Below are 21,358 nucleotides of genomic sequence, written 5' to 3'. Positions count from 1 at the left end.
GTCAAGTCAATCCGATACCGCTTCTTCGACATACGGGCCCCATGAATCGGCCCGCGACACGGCGAGAACCGATTGGCTGCGGGGGACGCAGTGCTTAGCATGACAACACTTCCGCCTTTGGTCGATACAAGGGACTAGGGTTTGTCGAGGCGCTGGCTGCCGAAGCCTTCTCTCAATTGGGGGCAGTCGCCTGCGATCTCATCCCAGGGTGCCTTCGATCCGACGTAGATATGGCCAGCCACCCGGACGCCCGGATCCGTCGCCAGCAGGCCGGCCGGAATCCAGTAGGCCCCTCCGTCCGGATGAAGCATGGGCACGGGTGAGCCGCAGGTTTCACATCGCCAGACGCCCCAGCCGGAAGCGAGCTTGAACTTGGAGATATGATCTTCGCCGGAGATCCAGATGAGGCCGTCCCGTCCGGTCATCAGGTTTGCGTTCGAGGCAACGCCGGAGACGCGTCGGCACTTCGAGCAATGACACATGCCGATGTCCGTCGTCTTCCCGGTGATTGCGAACCGGACCTCGCCGCATAAGCAGCGCCCGTGGATCTGCTGCATCCCAAGATCCTCCGTCCACGAGAGACTACGGAATCTTCCGGGCGAACGTCAGGAATTGTGTTCAGCGAATGGCGATCTGCTCGCTCTCGGGGAGGGAGAGCCCCTTCCGGATGCCGCCAACGAGGGCCTGGTGGATGAGGAGGCGATAGGCGTCGTGGAGGAGTTCGGTGGCGCCCCGCACGCCAAATGCCGCAGGTGCCGATGTCTTGGCGACCAATGTGTCTTCGAGATCTTCCACGACCTGCTCGGCGGCTTGGATTCCGGGAAGGAAGACACGATCGCAGGCCTCTGCATCGCGGATGCCCAGGGCCCGCGCGAGTTCTTCGTCCTGCGGATGGAGCCTGTGGAAGAGTGCAGCGTATTCGCCGTATTCGGGGCTTCGGGCACGGAATGATTCGAAGGCGACGGGATGGTCGTGCCATGCGAGTGCTTCTGGGCGATAGGCAATGCGGTGCCCAGCCCGCTCGAGCCGCCAGCCAAGCTCCATGTCTTCGTAGCGCGCCGCCGGAAAACTCTCTTCGAAAGGATGTGCGAGCAGGAGGTGTCTCGGCGTCGAGATGTTGGTCGTGTAGTAGAATCGCCAGCCGGCATCGTCCCGATTGGCGATGCGTCCGTAGGCGAACTGGCTCCCTCCATTCTCCTGGTAGTGCATGAACGGAGTGACATCGAGGGACGGCAGCCAGGTGGTATGGCCCAGCACGGAACGGCCAGGGTGGGTCGCATGTTCGAGGAGATGAGCCTTCGCCCAGCCCGGGGCAAGCACGCAGTCATCACCCGTGAAGGCAACGTATTCGCTCGTCGCCGCCCGAACTCCCGCGTTTCGGGTTGCTGCCGGGCCCCGGTGACGAAGCCGAACGATACGAAGTGCGAAGGGCCAGTCGCGTCGCGAAGCAGCGTCCAGCCAGACGATCGTATCGTCCTGCGATCCGTCGTCGGCGATCACTACATCGCCAATCGCCGTGGCATCCTCCTGGGAGGCCAGGCTCGCGATGCAGGCCTCGAGCTTCTCGTGGCGCTCGAAGGTCGGGACGACCACCGAGAGTCTCACGGGTTCGGCGTCTGCGAGACCGGTTCCCGAGGATCGAGTACGTCCTTCTCTCGCGGTTCCGGCCAATCGCGCCGCTGGAGAAGCTCGAAGGGACGCGGGTTCGCGGTCCGGAAGTGGGTGAGATCGTCGATCGTCTCGCCGGCGTATGTGGAGAACTCGCTCCAGCCATGCCGGGCGATGTAGTCGCGATCGACACCGTCGCAAATCCGATTCAACGAGCAGTCCTCACAGGGTGGGCCCTGCTGCATGTTGTATTCGGGTTGAGAAGCGACCTGTTCGGGGTGTCGCGCCAGGTAGTCTTCGAGGCGGTCGTAGAAAAGGAAGGGTCTGGCACCGTAGGGCGTGCCTTCGATCTTTCCGCCGCGGGTTCCGTTGCGCCACTCGTAGGGGTCGAGTTGAACCTGCTTGTAGCCGACGATGTTCTTCTCCAGCCCGGGGAGAGAACAATACGGCGCATACCGGATGTTCACGGCCTTTCCGGCGTCTTCGAGGATGTGCACAGCTTCGCGTAGGAAGGGTGCGATCTCGTCATACCGGGCCTTGTGCTCTACGCCGTGGTCTGGCCCGTTGCGCCAGCCCCACTCGAGCTTCATCACGATGAAGTTATGAAAACGCAGATTGCGCTTGGCCAGGTAGCGCGCGATTTCGGGTAGCTCGTTGGCGTTGTACTGCTGCACCACCGTGTTGGAGGTGTAGGAGAAATCGCAAGCGTCGAGGTATTCCATGGTCGCTTTCACCTGGGCCAGGGAAGCTTTGGTGAGCTGTTTGAAGAGCGTTTCGCTCGCGGCGTGGAATGAAAAGAGGAAGTCCGTCAAGCCGGCGTCGAGCAGGGCATCGACGAGCCGCTCCCGGCCGCTCGGTTTGTGCGGACGCATGGTGAACTGCCCGAGTGTGATCATGCGCGCCCGCACGTCCGCTACGTGCTCGATGTGATGGATCAGTTCCAGGATCTGCGGGTGCAGGGAGGGCTCACCGCCCGTGACATCGCAATGGCTGAGGCCCCAACGTTGGAAATCATCGGCCAGGTCGGTGCACTCGCGCAGGGGTCGGAACGGCAGCGTGCGGAGTGCGTGGAAGGGATCCTCGTGTCCGTCGAAGTGGCTGTAGTAGCAGAACACGCAGGAGTGCGGGCAGCGTAGACCGACATCGAGCACGCCGGTCGGAGACAGCGTCCCCACCGGATGCTGTACACGATTCGCCTGATGCGTGTGCATCCTTCCCCCCGGGCCTCGTATCGGCTCCTTTCCATGATTCCTTGAACCCTCCGATGGCAGCGGAGTGGGGGCGTGGGGGGTGGAGAAATCGCCGTGGAGAAAGGGCTACTGCGGTCGGGGCCAATCGTCCGGACGTGTCAGAGCATCGGTGCCGCCGTCGCAGAAGACGACCGAGCCCACGAAGAATCGCGCCTCGGGCCCGAGCAGGAAGGCCAGCAGCCCAGCGATTTCTTCGGGCTGGCCGTCGCGGCCGATCGGCAGGGGGAAGGCATCCATATGCGGGCCGATCACGGGGTCAGCGCGGCCTTCGGCGATCATGGCCGTCGCGGTCTTTCCCGGTGCAATGGCATTGAGATTGATGCCCTGGCCGATCCACTCGGGGGTCGGCGCATTCCGGCGCACCCAATGGGCCAATGCCGTCTTCGTAGCGGGGTAGGCGCCGATGGATCCCACCTCGTCGCCCACCTTGCGGGCCGCCTCTTCGTCGCCAGAGAGGCAAGCCTCGATCAACTCGGACGAGACCATGCCGGGGGGAACCGTGGTCGTGGAGTTCGAGCTGATGACCACGGCGGCCGGCGCGGGAGCCGCCGCGAGGTTCCCACGCAAACCAACCAGCAGATCGATCGTGCCGAAGTAGTTCAGGCTGGTGAGCAGGCTACCCGGGCGACCCGGTAGCCCGGAAAGGCCAGCGCACGGCACCAACCCGTCGAGCACACCATCCGATCGTTCCTGTATCTGCGCGATGGCGTCGGAGCGGCCACTTGGAGTAGCCAGGTCGGCGACGATGTCGGCTTGTTGCACGTCGACGCCGATGACACGTTGTCCCTCGCCCATCAGGCGTTTGCTGAGAGCGGCTCCGATGCCAGAGGCAGCTCCGGTGATGGCAATGGTCTTCATGGTCATCTCCAACCATCGAGCGTGGCGTTTGGCCGGCTCGCGTTCACGCTAACACGCAGGGCCACGCACCCGCTGCCCATGACGGCCCCACGTCTCGTCAGCTCCGCTACGCGGGCGTTGTCTCCGTGCCGAGCCACTGGGCCAGTAGACCGGTGGCCTTTCGTTCGACGAACCTTGCTGCCGCTTCGCCTTCGAGATCCGGGTTGATCCGTATGGCCTCGTGCACGTGGCGCTCCGCGGCTTGCGGATCCCCCTTGGTTGGAGAGCTTATCCGAGCTCAGCGCCCGCCAGCCACGACCGACGAGGCGACGGGTGTCGGCCGGCCGCGCAAGCGGGCGACGAGGGTACCTACCTGGACCGTGAGGCTTTCCATCAGGCTGTAGAAGACCGGAACCACGAGAAGGGTGAGGAGTGTGGAGGTCGCCAGGCCGCCGATCACGATCACGGCCATCGGCGCGCGGAATTCCGAGCCCGTTGCGTTCGAGAGGGCCATCGGAAGCAGTCCGAACATCAGCGCGAGCGATGTCATGAGGACCGGGCGCATCCGCACCGGGCCGGCCCGAAGAATGGCTTCGCGTTTCGGCAGGCCCTCGCTTCGCAACTGGTTCGTGTAGTCGACGACCAGGATTCCGTTCTTCATCACCAGACCCATGAGCACGAGCAACCCCATCGCGCTCATGATGTCGAAGGAGAGTCCTCCGACCTTGAGTGCCAGGACGCCGCCGATGAACGAGAGCGGCGCGGACAACATGATCACCAGCGGTTGGGTCAGGGAGTTGAAGAGCGAGGCCAGGATCATGTAGATCGAGAGCATCGCCAGCCCCATGGCGAAGACGATGTCACGCTGGGCTTCTGCCATCGAATCGGCTTGCCCATCCCGTTTCAGTGAATAGGGACGCTCGATTCCGAGTTCCAAGGCCCAGGCCTCGACCACCTCCATGGCCTCTCCCAGCGGAGTTTCGCTGCTCGTGTTGGCACGGACTTCGATCTTCCGGCTGCGATTGCTGCGAAGGACCTGGACGGCTCCTTCGGCCAGCCGTATGTCGGCTGCGCCAGCCAGTGGCACGAGCTCTCCGCGCAACGATCGCACGCGGATCAGATCGAGCTTCGATGGATCGTCCCGGTATTCCGGGAGCACCTGCACGCGGACGTCATAGCGATTGCCCCGGTCTTCGAAGGAGCCCACTTCTTCGCCTGCGAGCAGGGTTCGAAGCGTGCGGCCGAGCTGAACGGCCGAGACGCCGAGGTCGGCGGCACGGCCCCGATCGACATCGAGGGTGATCTGTGGCCGCCCTGTCTCGAAGGAGCCCCGTACGTCCACGAAACGCGGGTCATTGTTCAGGCGATCGAGCAGCTGACCGGAAAATTCCTCCAGCTTGCCCAGGTCCGGCCCCTGAATGGAGTACTCGATCTCCGAGTAGTCACCGCCGGCTTTGAATTCCGGATGGCCGACGCTCAACTGCTCCACGCCACGTGACGTACTCGCCGCAATCACACGGAGCTCTTCGAAGAGCTCGTGGATGCCCTTCTCCCTTTCCTGCTTCTTCGTCATGTAGACGGAGATACCGCCGCGATGGGGCTCGTGTTTTCGCGAATCACCGGCGATGGCCAGCGTGTCCTGGACCTCCGGGTGTTGCCGGATCGCATCTTCCATGCCCTGGAGCATCCGTTCGGTAACCGCCAGAGGGGTTCCAATCGGAAGCTTGACGCGAACGAATGCTTCACCCATGTCATCCCGGGTGAAGTAGTTGAACGGCATGGTCGTCATCACCCCGCAGCCACCGCCCACGACCAGGCAGGTGAACACGACCGTCACGGCCCGATGGGCGAGAGATGCTTCGAGGATCCGCCGGTAGCCTCTCTCCAGGCCCCCCAGCCCTATTTCGAGGAAGCGGAAGACAGCACCTTCCTTCGACGTGTCCTTGCTGAGCATCCGGCTCGCCAGCATGGGCGTCAGCGTGAACGCTACGAGGGTGGAGACACAGACGGCGACGATCACCGTCACGCCGAACTCGTAGAAGTAGCGGCCCATGACGCTGGTCATGAAGAAGATCGGCACGAAGACACCGCAGACTGCCAGGGTGGTAGAGGTGACGGCCAGCGTGACTTCACGGGTGCCCTTGAGCGCGGCGTCGAAGGGTCGCATTCCGCCTTCGACTTTTCGGAAGATGCTCTCGAGTACGACGATGGCGTCATCGATCACCAGCCCGATGGCAAGGGACAATGCCATCAGGGTCATGTTGTTCATCGAGAGATCGGCCAACAGGAAGAAGGTGAAGGTGGCGATGAGGCTCGCCGGAATGGCCGTCGCCGAGATGAACGTGGAGCGGAAGTTGCGCAAGAAGAGCAGTACAACGACCACGACCAGGCTTCCGGCCAGGATCATGTCGAAGAAGACCGCGGATACCTGCTCTTCGATGATCTTGGCGTAGTCCCGGGTGATCTTGAGCTCGACTCCTTCCGGGAGTTCCGCACGGATCAAGCCGATTTCCTGCCGGATCTCCCGGGCCGCTGCGACGAGGTCGGATCCGCTCTGTTGTTGGAGTTCGATCGCGACGCCAGGGTGTCCGTTCAGTCGCACGCCGCTGCGAGCTTCGGCCATGCCGTCCTCGACGACGGCGACATCGCGCAGATGCACGAGCCTTCCGGCGCGCTCGGCCACGATGATCTCGCCGAACTCCTCGACGCTGGCCGCCTTGCCCTGGGTCGTGACGGACCATTCCCGGCTCGCTCCCTCGAGCCGGCCGCTGGCGAGCTCCGCGTTCTCGCGACGCAGCGTATTCGCGACGTCTTCGATCGCGAGCCCGTAGCCGGTGAGGCGCAGGGGGTCGAGCCAGATGCGGACCTCGCGCTCGCGGGAGCCTTCGATGTTGACCGAGCCCACACCGCCAATCCGCTCCAGTCGTTCCTTTACGCCATGCTCGGCGATTTCCGAGATCTCGCGGATGTCGACGGCGCCGCCTAGCACGATGGTCATGAAGGACATCGAATCCAGATCCCATTTCTGGACCATCGGATTCTCGACTTCCAGGGGCAGCTGCGCCCGCGCCAGGGCGACCTTGTCACGAACCTCCTGAGCCTTCACGTCGACGTCGGAGCCCAGCTCGAATTGCACGAACACCCGGGAGAGGCCCTGGGACGAGCTGGAGTCGAGCTCCTCGATCCCGTCGATCTGGTTGACGGCTTCCTCGATGACGTCCGTGACCTCACGCTCCACCGTTTCGGGTGAGGCACCGCGGAGCTCGGTCACCACCGAAAGGAACGGGAAGTCCACGTCCGGGTCGAGCTTCATCTCGAGCCGCGACATGGAGATCAGACCGATGACGACCAGCCCAAGGATGAGCATGGCCGCGAAGACGGGCCGGCGGACGGAAACTTCAGAAAGGTTCACGGAGTGGTCTCGCTCTGTGCGGCCAGTACTGGCTTACGCAGACGGATGCGGGTTCCCTCGGAGATTCGCGATGCGTCGCGGCCCGCGACCAACACATCACCCTCGGAGGCGCCCTGGAGGATCTCCACGTTCGAGCCCGCTCGGATACCAGCGCGAACCGGGATCTTGCGGACGATTCCGTCATCTACGCGCATCACGTAAGTGCGCCCATCACGCGTGAGAACCGAGGAATGGTGGACGACCGGCCGCGCCTCGGGCCGGCGGACCTGCAGCTCGGCACGGACGTAGGAACCGGCTTTGACCAGCCCAGAAGCGTCGAGCACCACTCCGCGTACCTGGTAAGTACGTGTCTGGGGGTCGACGCGAGCGCTTACCCGATCCACCTGACTCTCGAGCGGGTCGGCGAGGCCTTCCACGAACAGCTTCACCGCATCATCGGGCCGAACCGGGGCCGCGGCGGCTTCCGGAACATCGACGATGAACTCCAGGGCTCCGCTCTCCTGCACCACGAGCACAGGTGCGCCACTCGACATGCTCCCTTCATGGGCTCGCCGTTCGACGATGCTCGCCGCGTAGGGCGCGGTGACCAGGGTGCGGTCGAGGTTGCGCTTCGCTTGGTCGAGCCCGGCCTGGCCCTGGCGCACGCGCGCACGTGCGACTTCCGCCATGGTTCGGATCTTCTCGTAGCGCTGCTGGGATGCAGCGTTGAGTTCGATCAGCTTGGCGATGCGCTTGGCTTCGGCATCTGCATTCAGGCTCTCCGCCCGGGTGAGTGCGAGCCCGGCACGCGCTTCGGCAAGCGCCATCTCGTAGGGCTCCCGGTCGATCTGGAAGAGCGGCGCGCCTTCCTCCACGGCCTCGCCTACATCGACGAATACCTCCGTGATACGTCCGGTCACCTCGGAGCCGATTTCCGTGATGCGCCGGGCTTCGATCGATCCCGAAGCGGCGATCGTTGCTTGCAGCCGGTCGCTGCGCACCCGCTCCAGTGCGATTCGGCGCGGGGAGTTCTCCTGGGCATCTGCGTCGGCTCCGGCCATTTCGACCGGTCCGATCAGCAGTGCCAGCCCCAGGGAAACCGCAGTTGCAACTTGATTCAGCTTGTTCATGTCTTGGCTCCGTCGGTCTGGCCAGGGGGGCGCGTGGCCATGCCGTGAAACAGGATGTCGAGGCCGCAGTCGACCAGCTCTGCCGTCACTTCGAGCCCGTTCGGGTCGAGCATCTGGTCGATCAGCCCCATGAAGTGGACGTGCAGGATGTCCGCGGCCCGTTCGGGGTCGATCGTGGATCGCACCTCGCCCGACTCGATTCCGTGACGCAGCGCCCGGATCAGGCTCTGGCGGTGATTCTCGAGGGATTCTCGAACCTCCCGGCTGCCAGCGACTGTCACCAGCACCTGGTGATCGATCTGGAGCAGCGAGCGCGCCATCGGATTCTCGCGGGCGAACGCCATGGCCTTGCGCTGGACGTCGGCGACGGCCTCCAGCACACCGGCTTCCCGGGCCAGCGTGTCGTCGAGGTTCGAGACCTCCGACCATTCGGAGAGCGTCAGCCCGAGCACGCGCTCGAGGATCTGCTCCTTGCCGTTGAAGTGGTGGTAGACGATGCCCTTGGAGACGCTGGCACGGCGGGCGATGGCCTCGACCGTGGTCTTGGCGTAGCCATCGGAACTGAAGCATTGGCTGGCGGCTTCGAGGATACGCCGGCGGGTCCGCCCGGCCCGATCGACCCGGGGAGGCGTCACTTGAGGGGCGGGCTGCTGCATTGGCGAATTATACGAACTGTACCTAATTCGTCAAATTTGTACTCCTCTAGATCGCTCTCAGATCTCTACAGCTCAGGAATCCCTGAGATTCAGCTATTCCCTTAGCGAACGCGTTCGCCTATCCGGAGAAGCCAGGGGACGGAGGCTGCGAGGGTGAGGGCGAACAGGCCACTCGCTCGGTACGGGATGTCCGGGCCGAAGGCATCCAGGCCGGCGCCAAAAGCAACGCTCGAGAGCACTCCGGCCAGGCTGTAGCCGAGCATGGCGAGCACCCCCTGGGCTGTGGCGCGCAGTCGTTCCGGCACGATGGTCTCCGCATACAGGGCGGTTCCGATCGTGAGCCCGGCGATCACCACGCCGTGCAGGAGCTGCAGCGCAAAGATCCAGCGCAGGTCGTCGCCCACCAGCGAACAAACGAGCCAGCGAAGGCCATCGGCTGCCACGCCCATCGCAACCAGGAAGCGCGGGCCCACACGGCGAAGGATGTCGCCCGAAGCCCAGACGAGGGGGATCTCGATCAGGAGCATCGGGATCCACATGCGCGAGAGCGTGTCGATGTCTCCGCCATGCGCCCGGATGAAGACGGGGAACATCAGGATCGGTCCCTGCAGGGCGAGGAATGCCAGGAAGGTGAAGACGAGCAGGCGCAGGTAGGGCCCGTGGGAGAGCAGGGCGCGCAGATCGCCGGGACGCGAGCGGACACGCATGGCTCGGGTCTCGGGAAGGCGCCGGGCGGCCAGGCTCGAGGCCAGCGTGAGGCAAGCGGCACCCAGGAAGATGATCTCCAGCCCGGGTTCCGATGGGCCATCGGGGGTCACGATGAATTCCCGATGCTCTTGCCAGAAATCGAGCACGAACGGGAAGCTGATGACCAGCACCAGATATCCGAGGGTTCCGAACGCGCGCACCCGCCCGAAGCGTTCAGTCGCCCGCTCGCCAATCGCCGCCATGCTGACCGCATTGCCCATCGGCATGATCGAGGTTCCGAACAGGGAGACGCCCGCCATGGCCAGCAGCAGAGCCGGGAATGAGTCGGCCTGGGGCAGGAGGGCATACGCGCAGGCATTTCCCAGGGTGATGGCAACCAGGACGGCTCGCCGCGAGCCGGTCCGATCGGCCAGCTGCGCCCAGATCGGCTGGCAGAGCATTCCCATCAGCGGCCGCGTCGCCAGAACCAGACCCAGCTGGACGCCGCTGAGGCCCATGTTTTCGCTGAAATAGAGGGCCTGGAACGGGAAGATCAGCCCGAGCCCCGACATGGTGAAGAACCAGAAGGCGGCGACCCGAGGCACCTACTCAGGATGACACCCGCTCGGGTCCACGCCATCCTCCCCCCATGAGGACGTTCAAGGCGGAAGAGTGGGCGAAGGTGCGGGAGGCGGGGAAGATCCCGTTCCTCGTTCGATATGGGTTTCTCGGGAGAGGCTTGCCCCTCGGCGTGATCACCGCGTTGGCCGTGGACGTGTATCGCGGCGCCCAATTCCCCGATCTCCTCCAGAGCGTCGACTTCTATGGACTGCTGGCATTCTGTGTGGCCGTCTTCACGGCCAGCGGCGCCCTCGGGGCGAACGCCAACTGGGTCATCCACGAGCGTCGCCACGGCTGAGCACGTGTTCGCGACGGATCTGGACTGGCTCGACCTCCAGGTCCGTACGCTTTGCCTCCACGACGAGCTCGGTCGGCTCACGCTCTGGAACGCCGTACCGGGAGAAGATGCGACGGCGCCTGCATTCTTCTTCGGCCGCACACGTCATGGCAACCTGTGGCGTATGCGAAACGATCTGCCGGACGAGTTGGTGCGCGAGCTCGCTCGTCTGGCTTCGGCAGAACGCACGACGGACGATCTCGAGACGATGCCCGAACGGCTTCCGGCGATGCGAGAAAAACTGGAAGCGTGGGCGCCCGTTCGCCGGGTCTGGCACGGGCCGGCGTTTCGCTTTCCCGAGTTGCGGCGAGAGGATCCGGAAGGCCAGGCCTGGTTTTCCGGAGACGATCTCGAACGATTGGCCCAATCCTTCCCCCGCCTCGCGGATAGTTGGCGGGGCCGCGAGCCTTGCGTAGCCGCCACCGAGCAAGGCCAGATCGTAGCGGCATGCTATGCGGCGACGGCCGCCTCTCCCGACCATGAGTCCAAGGGTGGCGCGGTCGAGGCCGGTGTCGACACTCTGCCAGATCGCCGCCGACACGGCCTTGCCGCTTCTCTCGTTCTGGCGTGGGCGCGCGAGGTGCGGCGCCGCGGAGGCATCCCGCTCTACAGCACGGCCTGGGACAACCGCGCCTCTCGAGCGCTTGCAGGAAAGCTCGGGCTGATTCCCTACGCGAGCGATCTCAGCTTCTACGTCTGATCGAGGCGCGCAACGACCGCGTCGATGACGCTTGGGTGAAGTCCAAGGGGCTCGGTAATCCGAAGCCCGACATCCGGATGCATCTGCTGCGCCTCTGCTACGAGACGCGGAATATCCTCTCGCACGTGACGCCCCGGGGCGACGAAGAAGGGATGGATCGCGATCTCGGTGACGCCCTCTTCCACCAACGCGTTCAGCGCATCCAAGAGCGTGGGTTCCGCCAGCTCCATATGTGCCGCGCGAACGAGGCTGCCCGGTAGGCGTGCGGCGACCTGCTTCGCCAGCTCTTCCAGCTGGCCATTCGCAGCCGGCTCCCGACTGCCGTGGTCGATCAGCACGATCCCGCGCACGCCCGCTACCAATAGGATGCCGTCACTTCCACAGGCCCTGCGATCCGGGCGAGGCACGCCAGGCGAAGCGCGGGCTCGATCCGGTTGCGCAGTTTGAGTTCGGCCTCGGTCGCCGATTCCGCAGAAACGTTCTCACTTCCTTCCAGGATCTGCAGGCCGCAACGGGCGCAAAGCCGATCGCCTCCGCAGGCGCTGGCGATCGGCAAACCAGCGTCGTGTGCTGCGTCCATCAATGTCTTGCCGGCGGCGAGAGCGATCGTGAGCGTCTCGTTTCGCCCAGCCCTCCGCCGTCGCAATCGCACCTCGTGCCGCATCCTCCCCAGCATACCCGCGCAGCGGGGGGGGCGTCGATCCGATATCCTGCTTCCATGCCGACTGCCGGAATCCTGATCATCGGCAACGAGATCCTCTCCGGGAAGGTTACCGATACGAACTCGCCTTTTTTGTGTCGGGAACTCCGCGAGCTGGGTGTGGATGTCGAGCGAATTCTCACCATTCCCGACGAGATCGACCTGATCGCCCGGGAAGTTCGCACGCTGAGCGCTGCCTACGATTTCGTGTTCACCTCCGGCGGGATCGGCCCCACCCACGACGACCTCACCATGGATGGCGTGGCCGCGGCATTCGACCGCAAGGTGCAACGCAACGAATCGATCGTCGCCCGCATGGAGCGCGCCCAGAACGGGCCGGCCAACGAGAGCCAGGTGAAGATGGCGATGATTCCCGAGGGCGCCCAGCTCGTCGACGCCGGGGATCTCTGGTTTCCGGTCGTCGTGGTGGAGAATGTGCACGTCTTTCCGGGGATCCCCGAGCTTCTCTACAAGAAGTTCACGTCGATTCGCGATCGCTTCCGCGGGGTCCCGTTTCTGTTGAAACGGGTCTATGTGCGGAAGCGGGAGAGCGACATTGCCGAATCGCTACACGAACTCCTCACCGAATTCCCCGAGCTGATGCTCGGCTCGTATCCGAAAATCGGAGAAGAGGCTTTCCACGTGTTGCTGACTCTCGAATCCCGAGACGCGGGCTATCTGCAGCAGGCCCTCGATCTGCTTCTCGACAAGCTCCCGGACGGCGCCGTCCACAAGGTCGAGTAGCTGGACGGCGTTACCGATCCGACTGGCCAGGATCCGCTCTTCTTCTGGCTCGCACACGCGCATCCGCTCTGGATGACCGCGTCGATCTTGTGGGCCGGTTTGGCGCTGCGAAGCGGCTTGCGCCTGCGCAGTGCGCGGAGGCTGGGGGCTCGCAGACCGAAGGGTGAGATGCGCCGACATCTGGGGCGGGCGAAGCCGGCCGTCTTGATGATCGTCGTCGGCTACTCGGCCGGCCTGGCCTCCGCCTTCTGGCTTCGCGGCTGGGGTGTCTTCACGACGGCGCACGGCTTCGTCAGCACAGCGGCGTTGCTGCTCTTCGTTGCGACGGGCCTCCTGGGTTGGAGGCTCGAAAAAGGGCGAAGCCGGGCCGTCGAGGCCCACGCCTGGCTTGCACTGGCTGCGGTTGGTGTTGCAGTGGCGAGTTTCTTCACGGGCTTCGTCCTGCTTCCCTGAGCAAGGGAGCGGACGAAGATCAGCCCGGGTTCTGGGCTCGCTGGCGTAGCCAATGGTCCGCCAGGACGAGGCATACCATGGCCTCGACCATCGGCACCGCACGGGGGAGGACGCACGGATCGTGGCGTCCGGTCGCGGAGAGCCTGGTGGCATTTCCGTCGCGATCGACCGTGTCTTGTTCGATGCGGATGGTCGCCGTCGGCTTGAATGCGACGCGCACCTGGATCGGCTCGCCGTTGCTGATGCCGCCCTGCACGCCGCCGGATCGATTCGTCGTCGTGTGCGGGCGTCCATCCTCTCCCGGGACGAACGGGTCGTTGTGCTCGCTTCCCGTGAGCCGCGTTCCGCCGAAGCCGCTTCCGATCTCGAAGCCCTTCGAAGCCGGAAGAGACATCATGGCCTTGGCGAGATCGGCCTCGAGTTTGTCGAAGACGGGTTCACCGAGCCCCGCTGGAACACCGCGTGCGACACATTCGACCACACCACCGAGGGAATCTCCCCGATCTCGCGCCGCGTCGATGCGCTTCTCGATTTCAGCGGATGCCGAGGTGTCGGGGCAACGCACCAGGCTGGCTTCGATATCGGACAGGGCGACGCCGTCCACATCCACTTTCGCCTCGACATCGTGGACCTGTTGAACCCACCCGACCACTTCCACGCCACAATGCTCGCGCAGGAGCTTGCGGGCCAGGGCGCCGGCAGCGACCCGGCCGATCGTCTCTCTCGCGCTGGCTCGGCCACCTCCCTGCCAGTTGCGGATGCCGAACTTGGCTTCATAGGTGTAGTCCGCATGGGAGGGACGGTAGACGTCCTTCATCTCCTCGTAGGCGGAGGGCCGCGCGTCCTTGTTGCGCACGATCATCGCGATCGGCGTGCCGAGGGTTCGTCCCTCGAAGAGGCCCGACACGATCTCGACCCGATCTTCTTCCTGGCGCGGTGTGGTGAATCGGTTCTGGCCCGGCCTGCGCCGGTCGAGCTCCTGTTGGATCTCCTCTTCGGAGATCTCCAGGCGCGGCGGGCAGCCGTCGACCACGACGCCGACGGCGCCACCATGTGATTCTCCGAACGTGGAGATACGGAAGAGTTGGCCGGTTGAGCTGCTCATCGATGCCCCCGAAGATAGCTATCTGCTCCTCTTGCGTCGCAGCAGCACGTAGCTGGCCCCGCTGCCGCCGTCTCGAGGCAGGGCCGTGGCGAAGGCCATCACGCGGCGTCCGGCGGGTGGTGTCGTGAGCCATTCCGGAAGGCCCTCCCTCAGGACGGAGCCGAATTCGGAGCCCTTGCCGCGCTCATGGATCACCAGCAAGCAGCGCTCTCCCTCCTGGTAGGCCTCTTCGACCGCGGCGCGTACCAATGCGCGGGCATCCTGCTCGCCAAGCCCGTGGAGATCGAGCTCTACGTCGATCTCCACTTCACCCCGGGAGAGCCTTTCGCGATGAGCCCGATCGATGCCGTTCGCAAGCCCGACCACGCGCTCACCCCGGCGCTCGATGTCGAAGCTCATTGGCCGAGAGCGATCGCCTTCCTTGCGATCTTTGAGAGCGGAAGAGCGTTCAAGGCAGCTTCCGAGAGCCAACGATGTGCATCGTAGCCGTGGCGCCGCACCCGTCCTTCGCTGGCTTCGACGCGTAGCACGTGGAGGGTGAGGCGGCGGTGGGTGAAGACATGTTCGACGGAGCCAAGCGGCATGCAAGCCTTTGCTTCGAGGCCCACCCGTTCATGCAGGCTCCTGCTGGCGGCCGCCTCCGGAGTTTCCCCAGGTGAAAGGTCGCCCCCCGGGAGCTCCCAAAGGCCGCCTAGCAAGCCTTCCGGAGGCCGACGTACGGCCAGGAATCTGCCGTTTCTCTGGAGCCGAGCCGCCACGGCCGTCACCCGCTTCGGAGCCTTCTTTGCCGCCTTGACCGGAAGCGCCTCAGCGTCTCCGGCTTCTCGCCCGTCGCAATGGGGCGCCAAAGGGCAACGCGGGCATTCGGGTGCGCGGGGCGTGCACAGGGTGGCGCCGAGTTCCATCACGGCCTGGTTGAGGTCACCGGGGCGGCGACCTCGGGCGAGGGCTTCGGCTTCCTCCCAGAGGCGCGCCTGAGCGGGTACAGAGCGGATTTCCTCGCGGATGCCGAATACCCGTGCGAAGACCCGGGCGACGTTTCCGTCGACGATGGGCGCGGGGCGGTCGAACGCAATGGACGCCACGGCACCGGCTGTGTAGCGCCCCACTCCGGGGAGCGAGAGCAGGTCTTCGATCTCATCGGGTAGAGCGCCGCCGTGCTCGTCGACGACACGCCGGGCCGCGGCCTGGAGGTTGCGGGCGCGCCGGTAGTAGCCGAGCCCCGCCCAATGCACCATCAGGTCGTCGGGATCTGCATCGGCGAGCGCCTCGACCGTCGGAAAGCGTGAGAGGAAGCGCTCGTAGTAGGGGATGACCGTATCCACACGGGTCTGTTGGAGCATCGTTTCAGAGATCCAGATTGCGTACGGATCCTGGGTTCGCCGCCACGGGAGATCTCTCGCGGCCCGGTCGTACCAGCGCAAGAGCGCGCTGCGCATGCTTCGCCCGCTCAAAGCATCACTGGGAGCACGCGGTTCGGGATGATCGCGCGATCCGTGATCCGGGCGCCAACGGCCAGTACCTCGGCGCCTCTGGCGACGGCACCCCGCAGTGCCTCTCCGTAGGCGGGGTCGATGTCATCGGCGGGCTCGACACTCGTGCAATCTCCGCGCTGCACGACGAAGAGCAGCACGCCGCGCTCGCCGCCGGCCGCCAACTGGCCAAGAAGGTCGGCGTGCTTGCGTCCGCGCTCGGTCACGCTGTCGGGAAAGCGCGCGCATCGGCCTTCGGCGAGGGTGACGCTCTTCACTTCCACCCAGGCGTTCGGCAATGTCCTGTGGCCGGAGAGAACGAAATCGATGCGTGAGCTCGCCCCGTCGTGATCGATCTTCACCTCCGGACGTCGGACGGAGTAGCCGCTCAGCTCCGGAACGAGTCCGGCGTCGAGGGCGGCGGCAGCGACTGCATTGCCTCGGCCGGTATGCAGGCCGACCCAGCTACGTCCGATGCGGATCATTTCGAGCGTGTGCGCGAGCTTGCGCTTCGGGTTGTCGCTCGTCGAGCAGCGAACCGGGGCGCCCTCGATCAGCAGGCCGCGCATGCTTCCCGGGTTCGGGCAGTGAACCGTGAGCTTGCGCCCATCCTCGGTTTCGACATCCGCGAAGAAGCGCTTGTATCGCCGAAGCAGGAAGCCCCGGATTTCGGCCTCGCGTGCGACCTTCACTGCCCGAGTTCGAGCCGCGCCTCGATATGATCCCGCACCCACTTGGCGTCCCACCACTCCTTCGGGTCGACATAGGTATCGCCGACCAGGATCGCGAAGTGAAGGTGGTCGCCACCAGCCAGGCCGGTTGCGCCGGAGGTCCCGAGCGTCTGACCGCGGGTGACCACATCGCCGGCACCGACGTCGATACGCGAGAGGTGGCCGTAGAGCGAAGTAACACCCAGGCCGTGATCCAGGATCACGCAGTTGCCGTAGATGCCTAGCGCGTCGGCGAAGAGCACCCTGCCTGCATTCGCGGCTTCGATTCCCGCGCCGGCGGTCGAGGCCAGGTCATAGCCGTAGTGAATGGCCTCGGAAACCTTCTTTCCTTCGACCAGGTAGGATCGGTGCTCCGCGAAGCGGCTCGTGACCGCGGAGCCGCGCATCTGAAGGAAGCGGCCCTCGAAGGCGAGTTCCGGGGTGGCCCGTGCCACGATGCGGCGTATCTCGGCTTCATTGGTGGCGCGGACGTCGCGATTGATGTGCTGGAAGGCGGCGACCGGGTCGGAAGCATCGAGTTCGAGGGCATCGGCCAGCTCGGGCACCTTGCCGGTCAGGAAACCCTGGCCGAGACGGATCGGAACTTCCTCGAAGCTGCGTTCCTGCAGCCTCGTTGCCCAGGAACCGGTCCCACGGTTGCCGGCCGCATCTTCCGCAATGACACGAATGGGCACATTGGCGGGAGCATTTCGCGGTACCGCGAAGATGGAGATGCGTCGCCCATCCGTGGCGCCCGGCAGCGGCATTCCGTCGAAGAACGCTTCGCCTACTTCGACCCCATCGCGGGATACGTCCTCATTGACGCGGTACACGACGGAGGCGCTGCCTGCTCGGCGCACATAGGTGAGGCCCGTTTCCACCGAAACGCGCGGCGCCTTCAGGTCGACGCGAACCGGGATCTCGAGCACGCGGGTGTTGCCCGCCAGCATGGATGCCCAGGACCAGTCGGTGGCTTCGATGACGAGGAATGCTTCGCCTTCCTTCAGGCCGAGCGTCTTCGGGTCGAGCTTCGTGAGCACGTCGGGAATCCCGGGCTTCGTCACGGCGCCAGTGGGCAGGGTGCCCGGGTAGCTTTCGTGAAAGACGGTGGCTTCTCCGCCAGCATGTCGAAGCCGAACCGTCAGCTCTCGAACGCCCGAGCGCGGGTCCGAGGCGCCGAGGTTGAGCTCGGTGCCCCCGCGGCCGATCACGATCTGCTGCGGGGCGCGGATGTCCGGCGGAATGCCTTCACAGCGCAGCCAGACGCTCGTTCCCGCCACGATGGCGAGGGCGAGCAACGCGATCACCCCCCAGGCTCGACTCGTCATGACCGCCGAGTCTACCAACAGCCGCCGCAAGAGCCGGGCCGCCGGCCCGATTGACGCCAGCGGGGCCGGCGGCGATCCTCCCGCATCGTTCCCCAGGAGGAGACCCCATGCCCATCCGCAGCCTGATCCTTGTTCGCCACGGCGAGACCGACGGCGAATCGAGCGTCCGCTACCACGGCAGCACCGACGTAGGGCTCTCGGCGGAGGGCCGAGCCCAGATGCGCCGAGTGGCCGGGGAACTCCGCAATGAACCCGCCGATCTCTATGTGGCGAGCACGTTGAAGCGGTCCTGGGCTGCGGCCGGGATCGTGAGCGGCGGTGCGCAGGTTCGGATGGAGGCGGACCTGCGGGAGATCCACTTCGGCCGTTGGGAAGGGCTCACCCGTGAGGAAATCCAAGCTCGAGATCCGGCTCTCTTCGAGGATTGGCAGGCGGGCGCCGCCGGCTTCGAGTACCCCGGTGGTGAGCTGCGCGCCGATTTTCGGGAACGCATCGGTCGGGCTCTGGAGCGCATCGCTTCGGCACCGGGGTACACGGCCATCGCCGTTCTGCACAAAGGCGTGATCCGCGAGATCGTTCAGCAACTGACGGGGGAAGCCCCCGCTGCAGAGCAGCCGGAGATCGCCGGAAGAATCCTCGTCACCCGGAGCAGCGACGGTACCTGGCATCTGGGTCGGCGCTCGACGGATCCGGCAGGTGTGAACGAACAAGCGGCGTAGGCTCAGAACGTCCTCGCTCCAGGGCTCTACTGCTCGGCCGCTCGCAAGGCGAGGCCGCTGGCGACGGACGTGAGTTCAGCGCCGCTGGTCACCCGATCGGCTCCGAAGCGGGCCAGGAAGAGGGCGCGTACCGCGGGCACGAAGGACGAGCCGCCCGTCAGGAAGACCCGGTCGACGGCCTCAGGGGCGATGCCGGTTCGTTCGAGCAAGCCGTCGACGCAGCTCTCGATCGACGTCAACTCCTCCACGATCCATTCTTCGAAGCGGTCGCGAGGCAGAAGCGCGGCGATGCCGACATGCTCGTGCTCGAATCGGAAAGTCCCCGATGGTTCCTCGGAGAGGGTGCGTTTCAGCTGCTCCGTGGCCCGGTAGAGCAGAAAGCCCAGATCGGCGCGCACCACGTGGATCAGCGCCTCGAGCTTCTCGGGCTCCAAGGCCTCGCGGCGAAGGTCGAGCAGCAGCTGGAGGGTCTTACGCGATTTGAGCAATGAGACATGGTGCCAGCGCTCGAGGTGTCGATAGATCCAGGCGGGCACCGGCAGGACATTCCCCATCAGCGATCGGAATTCCGCCCCGCGCCCGAGACGCGGCGCCACCAGGTGACGCACGAGTTTTCCGTCGAAGGCGTCGCCTGCGAGGCCCACGCCATCGTGGCCGAGGATCGATTCGGCTCGGCGGCCGGGCCCGACGAAGGATGGGCCAACGCGCAACAAGGAGAAATCGCTCGTGCCACCGCCGAAATCTGCGATCAGGATCAGCTCGTCCGAGGTCAGACGTTGCTCGTAGTGATAGGCGGCGCCGACCGGCTCGAACTCGAACGTGACTTCCCGGAACCCGGCGTTGTGCATCGCGGCCGTGAGCCTCGTCATCGCCAGATCTTCGGCCTCAGGAGTATCGGCCCCTACGAAATGGACGGGCCGTCCCGCGACGATCCGTTCGATGTGCAGGCCGAAGCGCGCCTCGGCCTGCTCTCTCAGCGGCGCCAGAAGCAGAGCGATCAGATCCTCGAGTCGGTAGGTCCTATCCATCACGCGCGTCGCAGAGAAGAGCTGGCTTGCCAGGAAGGACTTCAAGGATTGCACCAGGCGTCCCCTCTTCTCCTCGCTCGCCAGGTAGCGGCCAATGGCGTCTGGACCGGCATGGATGTGAGTGCGCCCCGTCTCTTCGTCTTCCTCGAAATACAGGACCGAGCGAAAGGTCTCGGTGGGGCCGTCGTCCGCATCGAAACTGGCGAGCCGGGATCGACCGTTCGCATCGACCAGGGCGATCGAGCTGTTCGTCGTTCCGAAATCGAGGCCGATGGCAGGCGAATTCATGGCGTGGGCTCCAAACGCAGTCGCCCCACCGTCCCGTGAGGGGGGTGGGGTGAGCGGGCTCATGGCTGGGCTCCTGAAAGTGGGAGGCGCAACCGGCCTTGGCAAGTGCTCAGACCTGAAGGCTCGGTAGGCGGCCAACCCCTGGATTTACCATGGCTTTACAGCAGGTGGTCGAAACGGCCCGTAGGCTCGATGACGAAATCAGAGCCCAAAACCCACCGAGGAAAGCCCCATGAACGAATTCAAGCCCCGTCTCAGCCTTCTCCGTCAGCTCGGTCTGGTGGCGCTGCTGGCCCTGGTCACGCTTGCCGTGGCCCACGCCCGCTCCGTCCCTTCCGAGAACGTGCCGATCCCTGATATTCCAGTGGTTGCACCCAGTCCAGCGCCCGATGCGAGCATCGAGGTTGCCTTCGTACTCGATACCACTGGGTCGATGTCCGGCTTGATCGAAGGCGCAAAGCAGAAGATCTGGGCCATCGCCAACCAGATGGCGGGCGCGAAGCAAGGCGCCAAGGTCCGCATCGCGTTGATCGGTTACAGGGACCGCGGCGATGCCTACGTGACGAAGCGTTTCGACCTGACTGACGACATCGATGGAATCTACGCCCACCTGCGGGCCTTCCAAGCCCAGGGCGGGGGCGACTCGCCTGAATCCGTGAATCAGGCATTGCGCGAAGCCGTGAACGATCTCTCCTGGAGTGACGACGACGCCGTCTACCGGGTGGTCTTTCTCGTTGGCGACGCGCCTCCGCACACGGACTACCCCCAGGACATCCAGTACGCCGCCACCGTGCGTCTCGCGAAGACCAAGGGCATCGTCATCAACACAGTTCAGTGTGGTGGCGATCCGACGACCACCCCGATCTGGCGGGAGATCGCGGCCATCGGTCTCGGCCAATACGCGGCCATTGCCCAGGACGGCGGCATGCTGGCCATCGCCACGCCGATGGACGAGGAGTTGACCCAGCTCAATCGGGAGCTGGCCTCCACCGTTCTCACCTATGGCGAGGCCGACGAACGCAGCGCCATGGAAGAGAAGGTGAAGAATTCGATCGATGCCGACGCACCGGTCGTGGCCTCGCGTCTCTCCTACCTGTCGAAGAGTGGCAAGCGTGCGATCTCGGGCATGAGCGATCTCGTCGATGCCTTCAAGGATGGCCTCGATCTCGGCTCCGTCGCCAAGCCCAACCTTCCGGCAGCCATGCAGCCGATGTCACCGGAAGAGCAGGGCGCCTTCGTGCAAAAGAAGTTGGAAGAGCGCGAGCGGGTCCAGAAGGAGATCGACGGCATCACGGCCAAGCGCGATCGGTGGGTCCGGGCCGAGACCGAACGCCAGCGCGCCAGCGGCCGGGCGGACGGCTTCGACGCCACGGTCTTCGAGGCGGTGAAGGAGCAAGCTGCAGCCAAGGGCATCATCTACGAATAGAAACAAAGTCAACCAGCGGGGACGGAGTTTACAATTGACTTGTTGCTGAGGGGGCACTGCCCCCTCAGCAACAAGTCCATTGTAAACTCCGTCCCCCCTGGTTGACTTTCTCCAGCTCGCTCGCTCGGGCCCGACACCTGGGTGCTGGGGCGCCGCGCGAACGCGGCG

At 64.9% G+C, this 21,358-nt stretch carries 22 protein-coding genes; 6 read left to right on the top strand and 16 right to left on the bottom strand.

What is annotated here, in order from left to right:
• Positions 1 to 134: 134 nt before the first annotated feature.
• The 8 genes from GY937_19670 to GY937_19635 form a co-directional block, all read right to left on the bottom strand.
• Complete coding sequence (locus GY937_19670; GenBank protein ID MCP5058927.1) at positions 135 to 557, bottom strand: GFA family protein; 423 nt, start codon at positions 555 to 557, stop codon at positions 135 to 137.
• A gap of 61 nt (positions 558 to 618) precedes the next feature.
• A complete protein-coding gene (locus tag GY937_19665) occupies positions 619 to 1,605 on the bottom strand; it encodes a glycosyltransferase (GenBank protein MCP5058926.1) in 987 nt (328 codons plus the stop codon).
• On the bottom strand, positions 1,602 to 2,819 hold the full coding sequence (locus GY937_19660; GenBank protein MCP5058925.1) for a radical SAM protein: 1,218 nt from the start codon (positions 2,817 to 2,819) through the stop codon (positions 1,602 to 1,604). The genes GY937_19665 and GY937_19660 overlap by 4 nt, the downstream gene beginning before the upstream one ends.
• Before the next feature lie 105 nt (positions 2,820 to 2,924).
• Positions 2,925 to 3,716 carry an SDR family oxidoreductase gene (locus GY937_19655; protein ID MCP5058924.1) on the bottom strand — a complete coding sequence of 264 codons (792 nt, stop codon included), beginning with the start codon at positions 3,714 to 3,716 and terminating at the stop codon, positions 2,925 to 2,927.
• 277 nt (positions 3,717 to 3,993) lie between these two features.
• Positions 3,994 to 7,107, bottom strand: coding sequence for an efflux RND transporter permease subunit (locus GY937_19650; GenBank protein ID MCP5058923.1), 3,114 nt, complete (start codon positions 7,105 to 7,107; stop codon positions 3,994 to 3,996).
• Positions 7,104 to 8,216, bottom strand: coding sequence for an efflux RND transporter periplasmic adaptor subunit (locus tag GY937_19645; protein ID MCP5058922.1), 1,113 nt, complete (start codon positions 8,214 to 8,216; stop codon positions 7,104 to 7,106). The genes GY937_19650 and GY937_19645 overlap by 4 nt, the downstream gene beginning before the upstream one ends.
• Positions 8,213 to 8,872 (bottom strand): TetR/AcrR family transcriptional regulator, encoded by a 660-nt coding sequence (locus tag GY937_19640; GenBank protein ID MCP5058921.1) that lies wholly within the window; start codon positions 8,870 to 8,872, stop codon positions 8,213 to 8,215. The genes GY937_19645 and GY937_19640 overlap by 4 nt, the downstream gene beginning before the upstream one ends.
• A 101-nt stretch (positions 8,873 to 8,973) precedes the next feature.
• A complete protein-coding gene (locus GY937_19635) occupies positions 8,974 to 10,164 on the bottom strand; it encodes an MFS transporter (protein ID MCP5058920.1) in 1,191 nt (396 codons plus the stop codon).
• A gap of 44 nt (positions 10,165 to 10,208) precedes the next feature.
• Here GY937_19635 and GY937_19630 point away from each other — a divergent pair, with 44 nt between their 5' ends.
• On the top strand, positions 10,209 to 10,478 hold the full coding sequence (locus tag GY937_19630; protein MCP5058919.1) for a hypothetical protein: 270 nt from the start codon (positions 10,209 to 10,211) through the stop codon (positions 10,476 to 10,478).
• Positions 10,479 to 10,482: 4 nt separating this feature from the next.
• Entirely contained in the window at positions 10,483 to 11,217 is a 735-nt protein-coding gene (locus GY937_19625; GenBank protein MCP5058918.1) for a GNAT family N-acetyltransferase, read from the top strand.
• Here the strand turns inward: GY937_19625 and GY937_19620 are convergent.
• Together GY937_19620 and GY937_19615 are read right to left on the bottom strand one after the other, a co-directional pair.
• Positions 11,208 to 11,567, bottom strand: coding sequence for a cobalamin biosynthesis protein CbiX (locus GY937_19620; protein MCP5058917.1), 360 nt, complete (start codon positions 11,565 to 11,567; stop codon positions 11,208 to 11,210). The genes GY937_19625 and GY937_19620 overlap by 10 nt on opposite strands.
• 5 nt (positions 11,568 to 11,572) lie before the next feature.
• Positions 11,573 to 11,881 (bottom strand): (2Fe-2S)-binding protein, encoded by a 309-nt coding sequence (locus tag GY937_19615; GenBank protein MCP5058916.1) that lies wholly within the window; start codon positions 11,879 to 11,881, stop codon positions 11,573 to 11,575.
• 54 nt (positions 11,882 to 11,935) lie between these two features.
• Here GY937_19615 and GY937_19610 point away from each other — a divergent pair, with 54 nt between their 5' ends.
• Together GY937_19610 and GY937_19605 are read left to right on the top strand one after the other, a co-directional pair.
• Positions 11,936 to 12,661: a competence/damage-inducible protein A gene (locus tag GY937_19610; protein ID MCP5058915.1), complete on the top strand. Its 726-nt coding sequence runs from the start codon at positions 11,936 to 11,938 to the stop codon at positions 12,659 to 12,661.
• Positions 12,662 to 12,733: 72 nt separating this feature from the next.
• Complete coding sequence (locus GY937_19605) at positions 12,734 to 13,114, top strand: hypothetical protein (protein ID MCP5058914.1); 381 nt, start codon at positions 12,734 to 12,736, stop codon at positions 13,112 to 13,114.
• 19 nt (positions 13,115 to 13,133) lie between these two features.
• Here GY937_19605 and aroC read toward each other — a convergent pair whose 3' ends face one another.
• From aroC to GY937_19580, 5 genes are read right to left on the bottom strand one after another with little or no spacing between them, the layout of a single operon-like run.
• Positions 13,134 to 14,219, bottom strand: a complete 1,086-nt coding sequence (gene aroC, locus GY937_19600; GenBank protein ID MCP5058913.1) for a chorismate synthase — start codon at positions 14,217 to 14,219, stop codon at positions 13,134 to 13,136.
• Positions 14,220 to 14,237: 18 nt separating this feature from the next.
• Complete coding sequence (locus GY937_19595; GenBank protein MCP5058912.1) at positions 14,238 to 14,618, bottom strand: Smr/MutS family protein; 381 nt, start codon at positions 14,616 to 14,618, stop codon at positions 14,238 to 14,240.
• On the bottom strand, positions 14,615 to 15,658 hold the full coding sequence (gene mutY, locus GY937_19590) for an A/G-specific adenine glycosylase (GenBank protein ID MCP5058911.1): 1,044 nt from the start codon (positions 15,656 to 15,658) through the stop codon (positions 14,615 to 14,617). Before mutY ends, GY937_19595 begins: the two co-directional genes overlap by 4 nt.
• Before the next feature lie 11 nt (positions 15,659 to 15,669).
• Positions 15,670 to 16,359, bottom strand: coding sequence for a DNA/RNA nuclease SfsA (gene sfsA / locus GY937_19585; protein ID MCP5058910.1), 690 nt, complete (start codon positions 16,357 to 16,359; stop codon positions 15,670 to 15,672).
• A 20-nt stretch (positions 16,360 to 16,379) separates the two neighbouring features.
• Complete coding sequence (locus tag GY937_19580; GenBank protein ID MCP5058909.1) at positions 16,380 to 17,729, bottom strand: M23 family metallopeptidase; 1,350 nt, start codon at positions 17,727 to 17,729, stop codon at positions 16,380 to 16,382.
• 107 nt (positions 17,730 to 17,836) lie between these two features.
• Between GY937_19580 and GY937_19575 the strand changes: the two genes are divergently transcribed.
• Positions 17,837 to 18,448 (top strand): histidine phosphatase family protein, encoded by a 612-nt coding sequence (locus GY937_19575; GenBank protein MCP5058908.1) that lies wholly within the window; start codon positions 17,837 to 17,839, stop codon positions 18,446 to 18,448.
• A 26-nt stretch (positions 18,449 to 18,474) separates the two neighbouring features.
• Here the strand turns inward: GY937_19575 and GY937_19570 are convergent, their stop codons facing one another.
• Positions 18,475 to 19,764 (bottom strand): Hsp70 family protein, encoded by a 1,290-nt coding sequence (locus tag GY937_19570; GenBank protein MCP5058907.1) that lies wholly within the window; start codon positions 19,762 to 19,764, stop codon positions 18,475 to 18,477.
• A 232-nt stretch (positions 19,765 to 19,996) separates the two neighbouring features.
• Between GY937_19570 and GY937_19565 the strand changes: the two genes are divergently transcribed.
• Entirely contained in the window at positions 19,997 to 21,190 is a 1,194-nt protein-coding gene (locus GY937_19565) for a VWA domain-containing protein (GenBank protein MCP5058906.1), read from the top strand.
• Positions 21,191 to 21,358 lie beyond the last annotated feature (168 nt).

It is taken from the genome of bacterium, assembly GCA_024228115.1.
Taxonomy (GTDB): Bacteria; Myxococcota_A; UBA9160; order UBA9160; family UBA6930.
This window is presented reverse-complemented; position numbering and strand designations above follow the sequence as displayed.